Raw genomic sequence first — 14,938 nt, forward strand, 5'->3', positions numbered from 1 at the left:
ATGATGCGGAGCAAAGTGACAGGTGCGCAGCGCTGGGTCGTGAAGATCGGCAGTGCGTTGCTGACGGCGGATGGCAAGGGGCTCGATCGCGCAGCCATGAGCGTCTGGGTCGAGCAGATGGTGGCCTTGCATGAGGCCGGTGTGGAGTTGGTGCTGGTGTCGTCCGGGGCGGTTGCCGCCGGAATGAGCCGCCTCGGCTGGACCGCGCGACCCAGCGCGATGCACGAACTGCAAGCCGCCGCCGCCATCGGCCAGATGGGCCTGGTGCAAGCCTGGGAATCCAGCTTTGCCGAGCACGGCCGGCACACTGCGCAGATCCTGCTAACCCACGACGACCTGTCCGACCGCAAGCGCTACCTCAACGCCCGCAGCACTCTGCGCGCGCTGGTGGAGCTGAAAGTCATCCCGGTGATCAACGAAAACGACACCGTGGTCACCGACGAAATCCGCTTTGGCGACAACGACACCTTGGCCGCCCTGGTGGCCAACCTGGTGGAAGCCGACCTGCTGGTGATCCTCACTGACCGCGACGGCATGTTTGACGCCGACCCGCGCAACAACCCCGAAGCCCAGCTGATCTACGAAGCCCGCGCCGATGACCCGGCGTTGGACGCCGTGGCCGGCAGTGTCGGCGGCGCCCTGGGACGCGGCGGCATGCAGACCAAGCTGCGTGCGGCGCGCCTGGCGGCGCGTTCCGGCGCCCACACCATCATCATCGGCGGGCGCATCGAGCGCGTGCTGGACCGGCTCAAGGCGGGCGAGCGCATCGGTACGCTGTTGTCGCCGGAACGCGGCATGCTGGCGGCGCGCAAACAATGGCTGGCCGGTCATCTGCAAACCCGTGGCACCCTGGTGTTGGACGATGGCGCCGTATCGGCGTTGTCCCAAGGCAACAAGAGCCTGCTGCCGGTCGGCGTCAAGCTGGTGCAGGGCAGCTTCCGCCGGGGCGAGATGGTGGTGTGCGTGGCGCCGGACGGTCGTGAGATCGCCCGTGGCCTGGCCAACTACAGCGCCCTTGAAGCGCAGAAAATCATTGGACAATCCTCCGATGCGATTGTCGGACTATTGGGTTACATGGCCGAACCGGAACTGGTTCACCGCGATAACCTGATCCTGGTCTAACCAAAGGAATACACCATGCGTGTCATGAAGGGATTGCTCGGCCTGCTGTTGGCCATGCCACTGTTGGCCTCTGCTGAAGAAATCGGCCAGGTGTCGACGGTGTTCAAGTTTGTCGGCCCCAATGACCGGATTGTGGTTGAAGCCTTCGATGACCCCAAGGTCGATGGCGTGACCTGCTACCTGTCCCGCGCCAAGACCGGCGGCGTCAAAGGCGGCCTCGGGCTGGCCGAAGACCGCGCCGAAGCCTCGATTGCTTGCCGTCAGGTCGGCCCGATCCGCTTTAAGGGCGAGCTCAAGGACGGCGACGAAGTGTTCAAGGAGCGCACCTCCCTGGTGTTCAAGACCATGCAGGTGGTGCGCTTCCTCGACAAGAAGCGCAACACCCTGGTTTACCTGGTGTACAGCGACCGCCTGATCGAAGGCAGCCCGCAAAACGCCGTGACCGCCATTCCGATTTTGCCCTGGCCTACCGCTCAGTAACCTGCAGGCGGGTTTTGTAATCGGCGTCTATGATTGCAGGCTTGTGGGCTGTAATCTCGAACGGCCGCAATGCGAAGAACATGGGATATCTGGAGTTCGTCATGAGTGCTTTCCACGACCTGAAACTCAAAGCTTTGGACGGACAAGAGCTGCCGCTGGCGCCCTTCAAGGGGCAAGTGGTGCTGGTGGTCAACGTGGCCTCCAAATGTGGCTTGACCCCGCAGTATGCCGCGCTGGAGAACCTCTACCAGCAGTACAAGGACCAGGGATTTACCGTGCTTGGCCTGCCGTGCAACCAGTTTGCCGGGCAGGAGCCGGGCTCTGAAGAAGAGATCCGCGAGTTCTGCAGCCTTAACTACGGCGTGACCTTTCCTTTGGGCAGCAAGCTTGACGTGAACGGCCCGGATCGTCATCAGCTCTACCGCTTGCTGGCGGGGGAGGGTGCGGAGTTTCCTGGGGACATCACCTGGAATTTCGAGAAATTCCTGCTGGGCAAGGATGGGCGAGTGCTTGCACGTTTCTCCCCGCGCACTGCACCGGATGATCCGACGATCGTCCAGGCCATCGAAAAAGCCTTGAGCTGAGCAACCCTTCTGCAGGAGCCCGGCGGGCTCCTGCACTTTTACCCCTTAATCACCCAGATCAATAGTGCTACCCAGCACGCTGCGCTCCCCATATTATCCACATCATAAACCCCGTCTTCCGTGGAGTGCCCCATGCCCGTCCAAGCCTTGTTCAAACCCTTCCAGCTCGGTGCGTTGCAGCTGTCGACCCGCGTCGTCATGGCACCGATGACGCGCTCGTTCTCCCCGGGTGGCGTACCCAATTCGAAAGTCATCGAGTACTACCGCCGCCGCGCCGCTGCCGGTGTGGGCCTGATCATCACCGAAGGCACCGTGGTCGGCCACCAAGCCTCCAATGGCTACCCCAACGTCCCGCACTTTTACGGTGAGGCCGCTTTGGCTGGCTGGAAGAAAGTCGTCGACGCGGTACACGCCGAGGGCGGCAAGATCGTCCCGCAGCTGTGGCATGTGGGTAGCGTGCGTCGCATCGGCACCGAGCCGGATGCCAGCGTGCCAGCCTACGGTCCGATGGAAAAACTCAAGGATGGCAACGTGGTCGTGCACGGCATGACCCATCAAGACATCAAGGAGGTAATCAACGCCTTCGCCCAAGCGGCCAAGGATGCCCAGCGCATCGGCATGGACGGCGTTGAAATCCACGGCGCCCACGGCTATCTGGTCGACCAGTTCTTCTGGGAAGGCAGTAACCAGCGCACTGACGAATACGGCGGCAGCCTGGCCAACCGCTCGCGTTTTGCCATCGAGTTGATCCAGGCCACCCGCGCCGCAGTCGGCCCGGACTTTCCGATCATTTTCCGGTTCTCCCAATGGAAGCAGCAGGATTACACCGCGCGTCTGGTGCAGACCCCCGAGGCGCTGGGCGAATTCCTCAAGCCGTTATCTGACGCGGGTGTGGATATTTTCCACTGCTCCACGCGCCGTTTCTGGGAGCCCGAATTCGAAGGGTCCGACCTCAACTTGGCCGGCTGGACCCGTCAGCTCACCGGCAAGCCGACCATCACCGTGGGCAGCGTCGGCCTGGATGGCGAGTTCCTGCAGTTCATGGTCAACACCGACAAGGTCGCGCAACCGGCCAGCCTGGAGAAGCTGCTGGAGCGCCTGAATAATGACGAGTTCGACTTGGTGGCGGTAGGTCGTGCACTGCTGGTCGACCCGGATTGGGCGTTGAGGGTGCGCGAAGGCCGCGAGGGCGACATCCTGCCCTTCAGTCGTGAGGCGTTGACGACTCTGGTGTGAGTGGCTGGACTCCCTGTGATGACACAGGGAGTTTTATGGCGTTAGGCGTCAGTACTGCGGGCCTTTGTACAGTTCTTTTGCGTGATCGGTTTTGTTCGGGTCTTTATGCCCTGGTTAACCGTAGACAGGCGGTTCTGCTCGAGATTTATCCAACCATTGTTGCTGACGCGTCCATTCGGCGTTTGGCATGTTGACGCCATTGCGTACACCCATTCCGTAAGTTGACATATACCGTATCTCCATTATTGAAAGCCCTGCTCAGATAACAGGTATCAATAATTGGTATTTCGCTTTAAGCAGTTCCTGACTTAAATATAAGGAAAGACTTAGGGTTTCATCGTACGTAAGGCTGTGTAGGAAGCGCAAAGTTTTCGCCGCATACGCCCCGTAATTGACGTTCGAACTGCTCGATGATCGCCGGCCAACCCTGGCGACTCGCATGCTGGCGTGCATTCAGGCGCATGCGACGCAGGCTTTCGGCATCCTCCAGCAGCCAGTTGGCCGCCTCGCAAAACGCGTTCTCATCCCCCGGCATCGCTGATACGCCGTTGTAGCCATGGCGAATATGCTGGCTCGCCGCTGCCTGATCGTAGGCCACCACACCCAACCCCGACGCCATCGCCTCCAGCACCACATTGCCGAAGGTTTCGGTCAGGCTGGGGAACAGGAACACATCGCCTGACGCGTAGTGCCGCGCCAGTTCCTCACCGCGCAAGGTGCCGCAGAAGATCGCCTCCGGCAGCTCTTTCTCCATCGTCGCGCGTTGCGGACCGTCACCGACGATGATCAGTTTCATCTGACGCAGAGGATAGGTGTCCTGCAAGGTCTCGAAGCAGCGCTTGAGCAACCCCAGGTTTTTCTCATGGGCCAGCCGGCCCACATAGAGCACGGCGGTTTGCTCACTGTTCAGCGCCCAGCTTTCCCGCAATGCATTGTCGCGTTTGGCTGGGTGGAACAACTGGCTGTCCACTCCGCGCGCCAACATCCCCAGACGCTCGAAATGCTTGCGCTCCAGCTCCAGGCGCTGGCTGGCGCTGGGCACCAGGGTCAGGGTCGAGCGGTTATGGAACCAGCGCAGGTAGTGAGTGACCATCCGGCTCAGCAGGCTCAAGCCGTATTGGTTCGAGTACTGCTGGAAGTTGGTGTGAAAGCCGCTGACCACGCTGATCCCCAGGCGACGTGCGGCGCGCAGCGCGGACAAACCTAGCGGCCCTTCCGTGGCGATGTACAGCACGTCCGGGCGCTGACGGGTCCAGCGACGCAGCAATTTGTGCATCGACGACTGTCCCCATTGCAGGCCCGGATAACCCGGCAGCGGCCAGCCACGGCACAGCAACAGGGCGTCGTCGCTGGGGCGGCTCTGATCGACGCCCTGGCGCGGGCGCACCAGCTCGACTTGATGGCCACGGGCACGCAAACCCTCGCACAGGCGACCAAGGGTATTGGCCACCCCGTTGATCTCTGGCGGGAAGGTTTCGGTAATGAGGGTGATGTGAAGCGAGGCTGTCGTCATGACCCACAGTGTCGCCGTGGGCCATGTCGTCATTGTGTCATCGAGATGATGGATTTATGACTGGGTCACTTTTTACTGCTGTGCCATTGCCTCGGCACCTTGTTCACGCACCCAGAACAACGTGGCGCCGGCCACCGCTGCCGGCATCATCAACAGGTTGACCACCGGCACCAGCAGCACCAGGTAGACAATCCCACCGAAGCTCATGCTCTGCCAGCGTTTCTGGCGCAGCCAGGCGAGCATCTCGTTCCAGCCCAGCTTGTGGTTATCCGCCGGGTAGTCGATGTACTGGATCGCCATCATCCACACGCCGAACAGCAGCCACAGCGGGGCAGCGATCAGGTTGACCACGGGTATGAACGACAGGATAAACAGGCCGATGGCCCGTGGCAGGAAGTAGCCCAGCTTGCGCATCTCGCGGGCCAGGGTGCGCGGGACCATAGCGATCAACTCGCCCCAGCTGAAGGCCGGGAAATCATCGGTGCCGCGTACCACCACTTCCACTTTCTCCGAGAGAAAACCGTTGAAGGGCGCGGCGATGATGTTGGCGAGCATGGTGAAAGTGAAAAACACCATCAACACCACCAGCACGACAAACAGGGGCCAGAGCAGGTAGTTCAGGAAGCTCAGCCAGCTCGGGAGCGTCGGCATCAAATGATCGACCCACAGGCTGAACTGATGACCGGCGAAATAGATCAAGCCGACGAACAGCACAATGTTGATCACCAGCGGCAGCAGCACAAACAGGCGCAGGCCGGGGCTCAACACCAGTTTGAGGCCTTCACGCAGGTATTGCGGGCCGGAAAGAGCAGGGGCGGGCATGGAGAACTCCGAACAAAGTGACGAACGCGCCGACCTTACCGGCTTTGTTTAACAGGCGAAAGCGGCGACATCAGTGGTAACAAAGGTGTTGATCAACAGCGGTGACTGCATAGAGACCACCTATGAGCTGGATTGTTATTCCGTATTTCCTTAATCTTGCCCCCCTCGATACGCTGCACCCATTATTTTTCAGGGTCTGCGAGTTGAAGCCTTCCCCAAGTGCTTCGTGGTCCCTTTTTTATTCCAGCTGCCCTGTAGTCCGGGTGGTCGATAGGAGTGAGTCATGTCTGATACCCGTCATTCGCGAGTGATTATCCTGGGTTCCGGCCCTGCCGGTTACAGCGCTGCGGTCTACGCTGCCCGGGCCAACCTCAAGCCGCTGCTGATCACTGGCATGCAGGCGGGTGGTCAACTGACCACCACCACCGAAGTCGACAACTGGCCGGGCGACGTCCACGGCCTGACCGGCCCGGTGCTGATGGAACGCATGAAAGAACACGCTGAACGTTTCGAAACCGAGATCGTGTTTGACCACATCAATCAGGTCGACTTCTCCAAAAAGCCTTACAGCCTGACCGGCGACAGCGGCGTGTACACCTGTGACGCGCTGATCATCGCTACCGGCGCCAGCGCCCGCTACCTGGGCCTGCCGTCGGAAGAAGCGTTCATGGGCAAGGGCGTTTCCGCCTGCGCGACCTGCGATGGTTTCTTCTACCGCAACAAGCCAGTCGCCGTAGTCGGTGGCGGCAACACCGCCGTGGAAGAAGCACTGTACCTGGCCAACATCGCCAGCACCGTGACTCTGGTTCACCGCCGCGAGACCTTCCGCGCCGAGAAGATCCTGATCGACAAACTGCATGCCCGTGTCGCTGAAGGCAAGATCATCCTCAAGCTCAACGCCACCCTGGACGAAGTGCTGGGCGACAACATGGGCGTGACCGGTGCCCGCCTGAAGAACAACGACGGCAGCTTCGACGAGCTGAAAGTCGACGGTGTGTTCATCGCTATCGGCCACACCCCGAACACTTCGTTGTTCGAGGGCGTGCTGGAAGCCAAAGACGGTTACCTGGTGGTGCAGGGCGGCCGTGAAGGCAACGCAACTGCTACCAACATCGAAGGTATCTTCGCTGCCGGTGACGTGGCAGACCACGTCTACCGCCAGGCCATTACCTCGGCCGGCGCTGGTTGCATGGCGGCACTGGATGCCGAGCGTTACCTCGATGGTTTGAAGGACGCTTCGTTCTAAATCGTTGAAACAAAAAACCGGCTGAGAGGCCGGTTTTTTTATGAGCAGGATTTGATCAGCGACGGGTCAGTGGCTGTGCGCTGAACTTCACCCCGGCCAAACCATGGGCAATCAGCGCACGAATGTTGCCGTGATCGCTGCCCTCAGGCGTCGCCACTACCGAGCGGTAATGCTCGCCAAACGCCAGCAGTGCTTCCTGATCGCTCAGACCTTCCAGCAGCGCCAGGCCCAGGGTCTTGCACGATCCTTCGTTCTGCCCAGCGGCATTTTCCACGTCGCCATTGGTAAAGGCTTGCGGCTGGTAGTCATAACCGGCAGCGACAAATGCAAGGGTGTCGGCAAAAACATGTTCGCCACTGTTGAGGCTGGCGCGCAGGGTGTTCAGATCAGTCATGGGTTTTTCCTTTGGCGAACGCCGCCTGTTGGTCGGCGTTGGCTTCTTTCTGGTATTGGGCTTTCCACTCGGCGTACGGCATGCCGTACACCACTTCACGGGCGTCATCGAGGCTCAGCTCGATCTGGCGCTCGTCGGCCTCGGCCTTGTACCACTTGGACAAGCAGTTACGGCAAAAGCCCGAGAGGTTCATCAGGTCGATGTTCTGCACATCCTTGCGGCTGTCCAGGTGCGCCACCAGCCGACGGAAGGCGGCGGCTTCGAGTTCGAGGCGTTGTTGATCGTTCATAGGGCTCACTGACAATTCAGGGGTTAACGGCTGGCCGCCAGGGTAATCGAAACCGACTCGGCAAAGCGCAGCGCGTGGGGCTTGTCCACTTCGACTTCGGCGTACAGCACCGAGTCATTGCTCATCACCAGGTCCAGCAGCTCCTGGGTCAGGCGCTCCAGCAGGGCAAAGCGGTTGCCCTCGACGTGGGCGATGATCGCCTTGGTGATGGTGCGGTAGTTCAGCGCATGGTCAATGTCGTTGTCGCGCACGGCGTCCTGGGCGGCATACAGGATGGTCAGGTTGATCAGCACATCCTGCTTGTTGAGGATTTCGTCCTCGTTGATGCCGATGTAGGTGCGCAGGCACAGGTCCTTGACCCGGATGCGCGCCATGCCTGGTTGAAGTTGTGGCATTGCTACTTGCTCCGTCCGATCAGTTGCAGGAACTCCATGCGCGTGGTGTTCGACTCGCGGAACGCGCCGAGCATCACCGAGGTGTTCATGGTTGAATTCTGTTTTTCCACGCCGCGCATCATCATGCACATGTGCTGGGCTTCGATCACCACGGCCACGCCAGCAGCCTGGGTCACGTCCTGGATCGCGTCGGCGATTTGGCGGGTGAGGTTTTCCTGGATCTGCAGGCGCCGGGCGAACATGTCGACGATGCGCGCCAGCTTGGACAGGCCCAGCACCTTGCCGGTGGGGATATAGGCCACATGGGCCTTGCCGATGAAGGGCAGCAGGTGGTGTTCGCACAGCGAGTACAACTCGATGTCCTTGAGGATCACCATCTCGTCATTGTCGGAGGTAAATAGCGCACCGTTGACGATCGTTTCCAGGCTCTGCTCGTAGCCGTGACACAGGTACTGCATGGCCTTGGCGGCGCGCTTGGGGGTGTCGAGCAGGCCTTCGCGCTCCGGGTCTTCGCCCAGGCCTTTGAGGATCTCGCGGTAGTGATGGGGCAGGGTCATACAACATCCTCACAAACGGCTTACTTGATATGCCGCCCGCCGTTGACGGTCAGGGTGGTACCGGTGACATAGGGGTTATCCAGCAGGTAACGCACGCTCTGGTAGATCACCTCGGGCCCAGGCTCGATGCCCAGTGCCGACTTGGCCAGTACCTTGGCGCGGTAGGCGGCGTCGTCGCCGTCATTGAACATCACCATCGCCGGAGCAATGCCATTGACCTTGATCTGCGGCGCGAACTGCGCGGCAAACGACAACGTGAGGCTGTCGAGGCCGGCCTTGGTGGCGCAATAGGCGATGTGCTGGCGGCTGCCCTTGCGCACCACGTCATCGCTGATGTGCACGATGTCGGCCGGCGTCGAGCGTTGCAGCAAGGGTGAACAATGCAGGTTGATCAGGTACGGCGCAAGCATGTGCACGCTGAACATGTCGGTAAAGGCGCGGCTTTCGTCGTCGGGCGTTTCCGCGATCCAGGCCGAGGCGTTGTGGATGATCGCGCGCAGGCGTTGGGTATGGTTGTTCAGTTCAGCGATAAACGCCAGGACGCCGGCCTCGCTGGAGAAGTCGGCAAACACCCCGATCGCCCCGCGTTCGCGCAGGGCCTGCACGCCAGGCCGTTCGCTGCGGTAGCTGAAAATCACCGGGTGGCCGTCGTCCAGCAGGCGCTGGGCGCAATGCAGGCCGACCCTCTGGCCGGCGCCGGTGATCAGGATCGGGGCGTTTGTCGCAGTCATGGGAGGCTCGAGTCGCTGGCAGATTGAAACTATACCAGCGACCGAGCGCCCCTGTACTCAAGCAGCGGCTTCGCTGGCCTTGCGTGGGGTCGGAACAGGATGCAGCCAATTGGCCAACAGATGGGTCGACAGCGGGATGAACCAATACACCATCAGAGGTGTAAGGGCCATGGTGCTGACCAGTACTCGCGGCGCCAGGTCGAGATCGCTGAGCAGGGGCCCCAGGACAAAATTGAACAGCAGCGACACCGGGAAAAACGCCAGCCAGATCGCCACCGCCTGCTTCCAACGCGGAGGGCGCGCGCCGACCGCACCGAACCAGCCATCGATACCGCGTACGCGGTGCTCGGACGGGTTGGCAAACAGCTCGCTGCCACGGCTCAACCAGGTACTGCGCGAGGCCGAAAATTCCCAGGCATGCAGGGTCTTTTCATCGGCGAAGCGGAAAATGATCTGGAATTCATCATCGTTGGGCGGCGGCGCGAGGACACCTGAACCCAGGTAGCCGGGAAAGTCCGTGGCCAATTGCTCGCCTTCGCGCAGCCAGGCCATCAGTTCTTCGTAGCGACCCTTGGCCACGCGGCGCGCAACCATCAGGGTGACGGGAGAGGTAGACATTGTGTATCTCCAAATAAGCGAGTGCGCTGGGCCGGGTAGGCGGCACACAAACGAGGCTGCGGGGTGTTGCAGCGACGTAGAAAAAACAGGCAAGGATTATTCCTGTTTTAGCCAAATACACCAGATACTTTGGTCGGTTCGTCGTTCAGCTTGTGTCGATCCGCTGAAAAAGCGTTAAATGGGATCCAAATCGACACGGATGTTTTTGACCTCTGATGCCCGAAACTATTGCTCCTCAACGCGAAACGACTTCCGACAACGGCAGCGTTTGCGGCGATCTTTTCCCTATCCGCGAAGTCGCTCGGCTGACCGGCGTCAACCCAGTCACCTTACGTGCCTGGGAACGACGCTATGGTCTTATCCAGCCCACTCGCACCGAAAGTGGGCATCGGTTGTACTCGCGTGACGATATTGACACCGTGCACCAGATTCTCGATTGGATCGAACGTGGCGTCGCCGTGAGCAAGGTGGGCAGGATTCTCGCGCGCGACGAGCTGCTCAGCGAACCAGGCGTCGGCCCTGGCGTGGAGTGGGAGCAGTGGCAAAGGCAACTGCGCCACGCCATCAGCGCATTCGATGACCGCCAGTTGGACCGACTGTACGGGCAGATCTTTGCCGCCTACCCCCTCGCCGTGGTGTTCCAGGACATCCTCATGCCGCTCTGGCAGGTGTTGTTACGGCACCAGGGACGCTTCGGCCAGGCCAGCGAGTGGCTATTCTTCGATAATTTCCTGCGCTCGCGTACCGCACAACGTTTGCAGATGGCCGCCGCCGCACCGCTGCCTCGGGTGTTGCTCGCGGCCGTTGCGGGGGAATGCCGCGAGCTGGAGTTGCTGGTCGCGGGCTTGCTGATGTCGGGGGAGAAACAGGCGGTCAAGATTTTGGGCGTGGGCCAGCCATTCGATGAGTTGACCCTGATCTGTGAAAAGACCCAGCCCCAAGCCTTGGTGCTGTTTTCCAATCGCGCCCCCGGCAGTGAGTTGCCGTTGCGGCTCAGGCGTCTGGCGCTGACCCTGAATTGCCCGCTGCTGTTGGCCGGCGATGCAGCGGACTTGGCGCAGGAAAGCCTCGCCGGTTCATCAATCGGCTGCCTGGGTAATGAAGGCCGGTTGATGCAGCGCCGCTTGCAGCAATTTCTGGGCGGTGGCCTGGATACCTGATTTCAGGCGTGGACTTCAGGATGGGCCAGTCGGTGCTGTTGCAGGATGAACTGGCGCAGGCGCTCGGTTTCATCGGCGTCGCTCTGGCTCAGACGGTAGGCGAACAGCCCGCGTGCGGTTTCCCGTTCGAACGCTCCGCGCAACGCAATGCGTTCGTAACCCGAAGGGCTGAACCACAGGGAAAAGGTCTTCGGCGGCTTGATCCGTCCCCTAATCTCGACCAGCACCCCCTTGAATGACACCTCATGCACCCACAGGGCACCTGGGGTGCCCCTGACATTCTCCAGCGCCACCGGCGTTTCAAGTGCCAGGCGCCACGGCCGGATCATCGGACCGTCTTCGAAAATACTCGGTACGCCCAGACGCAGATGAACGGCGTGAAACTCATCTTCCACCAGGTGCAGTGGGAAGGTCAGTTGCTGGTTGTCGAACTGCGCCTGGATGGTGACGTGGTCGTGAGCGGCCAGTCGCGTGAGCAAATCGCGAATTTGCGCACCACCGTTGACCGTCAGGCTCGACGACGCATCCCGCAGATTCAACTGCGGGTTGTGTTGCATGGTCTGGATAAAGTCCAGCTCGTCCTGTGTCAGGAGTGCGTCGCGTTGCATGAGGCTTGCTCGGTGGGTAGGTATTAAATTGCCATTATCCTCTTAATGACCGTTTTTTCTAATTATTGTTAGCTCCACTCGTCGTTTTGAGTGTGGCCAGTTCGGCCTTGAGTTCGGCCACCTGGGCTTCCAATTGAGCCACGCGCTGTTGGGTCTTGACCTGAACCGTCACGTCCTTTTGCACGCCGACGAAATACGTCTGTTTGTCCGCGGGGTTGTAAGTGGTGGATAACGACAATTCATTCCAGAAAGGCGTGCCGTCCTTGCGGTAGTTACGCAGGGTCTCTCGGCAGTTGACGCCGGCCCTGAGCGCTTCACGAATGGCGATCAGGCCCGATTGGTCACGGTCACCGGATTGCAGGAAACGGCAATCCTGATAGAGGATTTCGTCGCGGCTGTAGCCGGTCATCCGCTCGAAAGCCGGGTTGACGTAGATCAGCGGCAAGTCCTTGCCTTCCCGTTCAGCGATTACGATGCCGTCATTTGAAGCGTCGATGACCATTTGCATCAATTGAGCATTAATCATGCAGGGGAATCCATCCATTTGAGGTGTCGCAAGTCTAAGGCAGCGCAGCCATCTTTCCAGTGGGTCGCGACGTTTTTTTGAAGGGGCGGGTTGAGCTGCTAATATCCCACGCTTTCGCTCAACTACAGGATCAGATTGATGAAAGTCGCCATCCTTTCCGGCTCGGTCTACGGCACCGCTGAAGAAGTCGCCCGTCACGCTGCCGGTATCCTCAAGGCTGCCGGCTTCGAGGCCTGGCACAACCCTCGCGCGACGCTAGCGGATGTGCAGGCGTTCGGCCCCGAAGCATTTTTGGCGGTAACGTCCACAACCGGCATGGGTGAATTGCCCGATAACCTGCAGCCCCTGTATTCGATGATCCGTGACCAACTGCCCGCCGCCTGGCGTGGCCTGCCCGGTGCGGTGATCGGCCTGGGCGACGCCAGCTATGGCGATACCTTCTGCGGCGGTGGCGAGCAAATGCGCGAGCTGTTTGGAGAGTTGGGTGTGCGTGAAGTGCTGCCGATGCTGCGCCTGGACGCCAGCGAAAGCGTGACCCCCGAAGCTGACGCCGAACCCTGGCTGGCCGAGTTGGTCACTGCACTGCGCGGCTGACCGGAAATTCCCGCAGCAACGCCAGCCAGGCCTGGGCGGCTTTCGACAGATAGGCGCCCGCACGCCAGGTAAACGCGATGTCCCAGCGCAGGTCGTCGGGCGCCTTGAGCGTCAGGCGCACCACGCCCGGTCGCACCAACCCACGGGCAACCACGCTGGGCAACAGCACCACGCCCTGGCCGGCCGCGACCAGGGCGGCGAGGAAGTCTGCCTGGCCGCTACGGCCGATTTCCCTCGGAGTGAAACCCACCTGCTGGCAGGCCTGGATCAGCCGATCATTGAGCACAAAGCTGCGCTGGTACATCAGGAACGGCGTGTCCGCCAGTTCCTCCAGGCGTACCTGGGCGTTCTGCGCCAGCGGGTGATCCATCGGCAGCAGGGCGTCGAGCGGCTCATCGCAGAAGGCTTGCCGGGCGAAGGCCGGATCACTGGAATTCAGGCAGCCGCCCACATCCAGCTCACCATTGAGAATTGCCTGTTCGATCGTGCGGCTGCCGCCTTCCAGCAGTTGAATGGTCACCTTTGGGTAGCGCCTGCGGTACTCGGCAAACAGTCCCGCAAACAAGGTATCCCCCGCCAATAGCGGCAGGCCCAGGCGCAACTCGCCGCGGGCCAGTTGCTGCATGTCATCCAGCTCACTCAGCAATTCCGTCTGCAAGCGCAGCATGGCTTCAGCCCGTTGCAGCACCACCTCGCCGGCAGCGGTCAGGCGGATGTGTGAGCCGGTGCGCTCCAACAGCGGTGTGCCCAGGCTTTGTTCCAGTTGCGCCACCTGTTTACTGACGGCGGATTGACTGATGTGCAGGGTTTTTCCCGCTTGGGTAAAACCGCCTCGGTGAATCACTTCGACAAAGCTGCGCAGCTGTTTGAATTCCATGATCAGGATTCCCATTTGGAATAGTCGGCAGTCTAACAATTCGCTGTGGGGATGGGGTGCGCGTCTCTAAAATGGAGGCCTGCGAGGAACCAAAGCCCATGAAGCGTTTCACCCGTCTGTTGATTGAATTGATCGTGCTGTTGGCTATTTATCTGCTCGGTTGCCAACTAGCCGTGTGGCTGGCGTGGCCGATTCCTGGCGGCGTAGTGGGCCTGGGCCTGTTGTTGGCAAGCTTCGCTAGCGGGCTGGTGAAACCGGCGGCCCTGCAATTGGGCGCCGGTGTGTTGATGGCTGAAATGTTGCTGTTCTTCATTCCTGCGCTGATGAGCCTGCTGGACTACGGCGGCCTGTTGCGCAATGACGGCTGGCGCATCCTGCTGGTGATTGGCTTCAGCACCTTGGCGGTGATGCTGGTGACCGCGTTCACCGTCGAACTGGTGTGCCGCTGGAGGCTGCGCCATGAAGCTTGAGCTGATGCCGGTGTTCTGGCTCGCCTTGACCTTGGGTGCGTACATTTTCAGCCGCTGGATCTACCGTCGCACCGGGCGTTACCTGTTGTCGCCGCTGATCCTGGTGCCGGTACTCTTGCTGGCCGTGGCGGTGCCGATGAACACCGCCTACGCCGAATACTCCGCCGACACCCATTGGTTGATGCTGGTGCTGGGCCCGGTGACCGTGGCCTTCGCGGTGCCGATCTGGCAGCAGCGCACGTTGCTGGCGCGTTACTGGTCGGCCTTGTTGCTGGGCATGATCGCCGGCAGCGTGGCCTCCATCGCCACCTCATTCGGCTTGGCCAAAGCGCTGGCGTTGGACACCTCGGTGACGATGTCCCTGGTGCCACGCTCCATCACCACACCGTTCGCCATGCCCGTGTCGTCCGACTTGGGTGGCGTGCCGGAACTGACGGCCGTGTTCGTGATGTTCACCGGCGTGTTCGGCGCCATGCTCGGCGGCGTGCTGCTCAAGTGGTTGCCATTGCGCACACCCTTGGCGCGCGGCGCGTTGTTCGGCGTGGGCGCCCATGGTGCGGGCGTGAGCCGAGCACACGAAGTGGGCGGTGAAGAGGGCTCCGTCGCGGGCCTGGTGATGGTGCTGACGGGGCTGCTCAACCTGTTCGCCGCGCCTTTATTGGCGGCACTTCTCTGACGTCGCGTGTACGCATTTAAACTATTCTCAACACTGACTC

The 14,938-nt window shown here is 60.8% G+C and carries 20 protein-coding genes; 9 read left to right on the forward strand and 11 right to left on the reverse strand.

What is annotated here, in order from left to right; genetic code table 11:
* Window positions 1–3 precede the first annotated feature (3 nt).
* The 4 genes from proB (at window position 4) to HX823_RS13185 (ending at window position 3,422) form a co-directional block, all read left to right on the forward strand.
* On the forward strand, window positions 4–1,122 hold the full coding sequence (gene proB / locus HX823_RS13170) for a glutamate 5-kinase (RefSeq protein WP_025999729.1): 1,119 nt from the start codon (window positions 4–6) through the stop codon (window positions 1,120–1,122).
* A gap of 15 nt (window positions 1,123–1,137) precedes the next feature.
* Window positions 1,138–1,602, forward strand: coding sequence for a CreA family protein (locus HX823_RS13175; protein WP_015885841.1), 465 nt, complete (start codon window positions 1,138–1,140; stop codon window positions 1,600–1,602).
* Window positions 1,603–1,703: 101 nt separating this feature from the next.
* A complete protein-coding gene (locus tag HX823_RS13180) occupies window positions 1,704–2,186 on the forward strand; it encodes a glutathione peroxidase (RefSeq protein ID WP_017735027.1) in 483 nt (160 codons plus the stop codon).
* Between the two features lie 132 nt (window positions 2,187–2,318).
* On the forward strand, window positions 2,319–3,422 hold the full coding sequence (locus HX823_RS13185; protein ID WP_177075130.1) for an NADH:flavin oxidoreductase: 1,104 nt from the start codon (window positions 2,319–2,321) through the stop codon (window positions 3,420–3,422).
* Window positions 3,423–3,756: 334 nt separating this feature from the next.
* Here the strand turns inward: HX823_RS13185 and HX823_RS13190 are convergent, their stop codons facing one another.
* Both HX823_RS13190 and cysZ read right to left on the reverse strand, forming a co-directional pair.
* Complete coding sequence (locus tag HX823_RS13190; protein WP_177075154.1) at window positions 3,757–4,935, reverse strand: glycosyltransferase family 1 protein; 1,179 nt, start codon at window positions 4,933–4,935, stop codon at window positions 3,757–3,759.
* A 72-nt stretch (window positions 4,936–5,007) separates the two neighbouring features.
* Complete coding sequence (gene cysZ, locus HX823_RS13195; protein WP_177075131.1) at window positions 5,008–5,757, reverse strand: sulfate transporter CysZ; 750 nt, start codon at window positions 5,755–5,757, stop codon at window positions 5,008–5,010.
* 283 nt (window positions 5,758–6,040) lie between these two features.
* On the opposite strand from cysZ, the gene trxB reads away from it, so the two are divergent.
* A complete protein-coding gene (gene trxB / locus HX823_RS13200) occupies window positions 6,041–7,003 on the forward strand; it encodes a thioredoxin-disulfide reductase (protein ID WP_010206474.1) in 963 nt (320 codons plus the stop codon).
* Between the two features lie 55 nt (window positions 7,004–7,058).
* Here the strand turns inward: trxB and HX823_RS13205 are convergent, their stop codons facing one another.
* The 6 genes from HX823_RS13205 to HX823_RS13230 are packed head-to-tail and all read right to left on the reverse strand — an operon-like array spanning window position 7,059 to window position 9,987.
* A complete protein-coding gene (locus HX823_RS13205; RefSeq protein WP_016971057.1) occupies window positions 7,059–7,397 on the reverse strand; it encodes a HopJ type III effector protein in 339 nt (112 codons plus the stop codon).
* Window positions 7,390–7,686, reverse strand: coding sequence for a DUF1244 domain-containing protein (locus tag HX823_RS13210; protein WP_038842191.1), 297 nt, complete (start codon window positions 7,684–7,686; stop codon window positions 7,390–7,392). Before HX823_RS13210 ends, HX823_RS13205 begins: the two co-directional genes overlap by 8 nt.
* 23 nt (window positions 7,687–7,709) lie before the next feature.
* Complete coding sequence (folX, locus tag HX823_RS13215; RefSeq protein WP_177075132.1) at window positions 7,710–8,081, reverse strand: dihydroneopterin triphosphate 2'-epimerase; 372 nt, start codon at window positions 8,079–8,081, stop codon at window positions 7,710–7,712.
* A 2-nt stretch (window positions 8,082–8,083) separates the two neighbouring features.
* On the reverse strand, window positions 8,084–8,638 hold the full coding sequence (gene folE / locus HX823_RS13220; RefSeq protein WP_033896195.1) for a GTP cyclohydrolase I FolE: 555 nt from the start codon (window positions 8,636–8,638) through the stop codon (window positions 8,084–8,086).
* A 20-nt stretch (window positions 8,639–8,658) separates the two neighbouring features.
* Complete coding sequence (gene folM / locus HX823_RS13225) at window positions 8,659–9,369, reverse strand: dihydromonapterin reductase (RefSeq protein WP_177075133.1); 711 nt, start codon at window positions 9,367–9,369, stop codon at window positions 8,659–8,661.
* A gap of 57 nt (window positions 9,370–9,426) precedes the next feature.
* Window positions 9,427–9,987, reverse strand: a complete 561-nt coding sequence (locus HX823_RS13230; protein WP_038842197.1) for an antibiotic biosynthesis monooxygenase — start codon at window positions 9,985–9,987, stop codon at window positions 9,427–9,429.
* 215 nt (window positions 9,988–10,202) lie between these two features.
* Between HX823_RS13230 and HX823_RS13235 the strand changes: the two genes are divergently transcribed.
* Window positions 10,203–11,147 (forward strand): MerR family transcriptional regulator, encoded by a 945-nt coding sequence (locus HX823_RS13235; protein WP_177075134.1) that lies wholly within the window; start codon window positions 10,203–10,205, stop codon window positions 11,145–11,147.
* 2 nt (window positions 11,148–11,149) lie between these two features.
* Here HX823_RS13235 and HX823_RS13240 read toward each other — a convergent pair whose 3' ends face one another.
* A complete protein-coding gene (locus tag HX823_RS13240; protein WP_038842201.1) occupies window positions 11,150–11,755 on the reverse strand; it encodes a hypothetical protein in 606 nt (201 codons plus the stop codon).
* Between the two features lie 58 nt (window positions 11,756–11,813).
* Complete coding sequence (locus tag HX823_RS13245) at window positions 11,814–12,281, reverse strand: PAS domain-containing protein (RefSeq protein ID WP_177075135.1); 468 nt, start codon at window positions 12,279–12,281, stop codon at window positions 11,814–11,816.
* A gap of 138 nt (window positions 12,282–12,419) precedes the next feature.
* On the opposite strand from HX823_RS13245, the gene HX823_RS13250 reads away from it, so the two are divergent.
* A complete protein-coding gene (locus HX823_RS13250; RefSeq protein WP_038842206.1) occupies window positions 12,420–12,875 on the forward strand; it encodes a flavodoxin in 456 nt (151 codons plus the stop codon).
* On the opposite strand, the gene HX823_RS13255 is transcribed toward HX823_RS13250, so the two are convergent.
* On the reverse strand, window positions 12,856–13,752 hold the full coding sequence (locus HX823_RS13255; RefSeq protein ID WP_033896202.1) for a LysR family transcriptional regulator: 897 nt from the start codon (window positions 13,750–13,752) through the stop codon (window positions 12,856–12,858). The two genes, HX823_RS13250 and HX823_RS13255, sit on opposite strands and share 20 nt — an antisense overlap.
* A 98-nt stretch (window positions 13,753–13,850) precedes the next feature.
* Between HX823_RS13255 and HX823_RS13260 the strand changes: the two genes are divergently transcribed.
* Both HX823_RS13260 and HX823_RS13265 read left to right on the forward strand, forming a co-directional pair.
* Entirely contained in the window at window positions 13,851–14,222 is a 372-nt protein-coding gene (locus HX823_RS13260) for a CidA/LrgA family protein (RefSeq protein ID WP_038842210.1), read from the forward strand.
* A complete protein-coding gene (locus HX823_RS13265; protein WP_038842213.1) occupies window positions 14,212–14,898 on the forward strand; it encodes an LrgB family protein in 687 nt (228 codons plus the stop codon). Before HX823_RS13260 ends, HX823_RS13265 begins: the two co-directional genes overlap by 11 nt.
* Window positions 14,899–14,938: the final 40 nt, after the last annotated feature.

Source organism: Pseudomonas sp. P7759 (genome assembly GCF_013386445.1).
GTDB lineage: Bacteria > Pseudomonadota > Gammaproteobacteria > Pseudomonadales > Pseudomonadaceae > Aquipseudomonas > Aquipseudomonas azotoformans_A.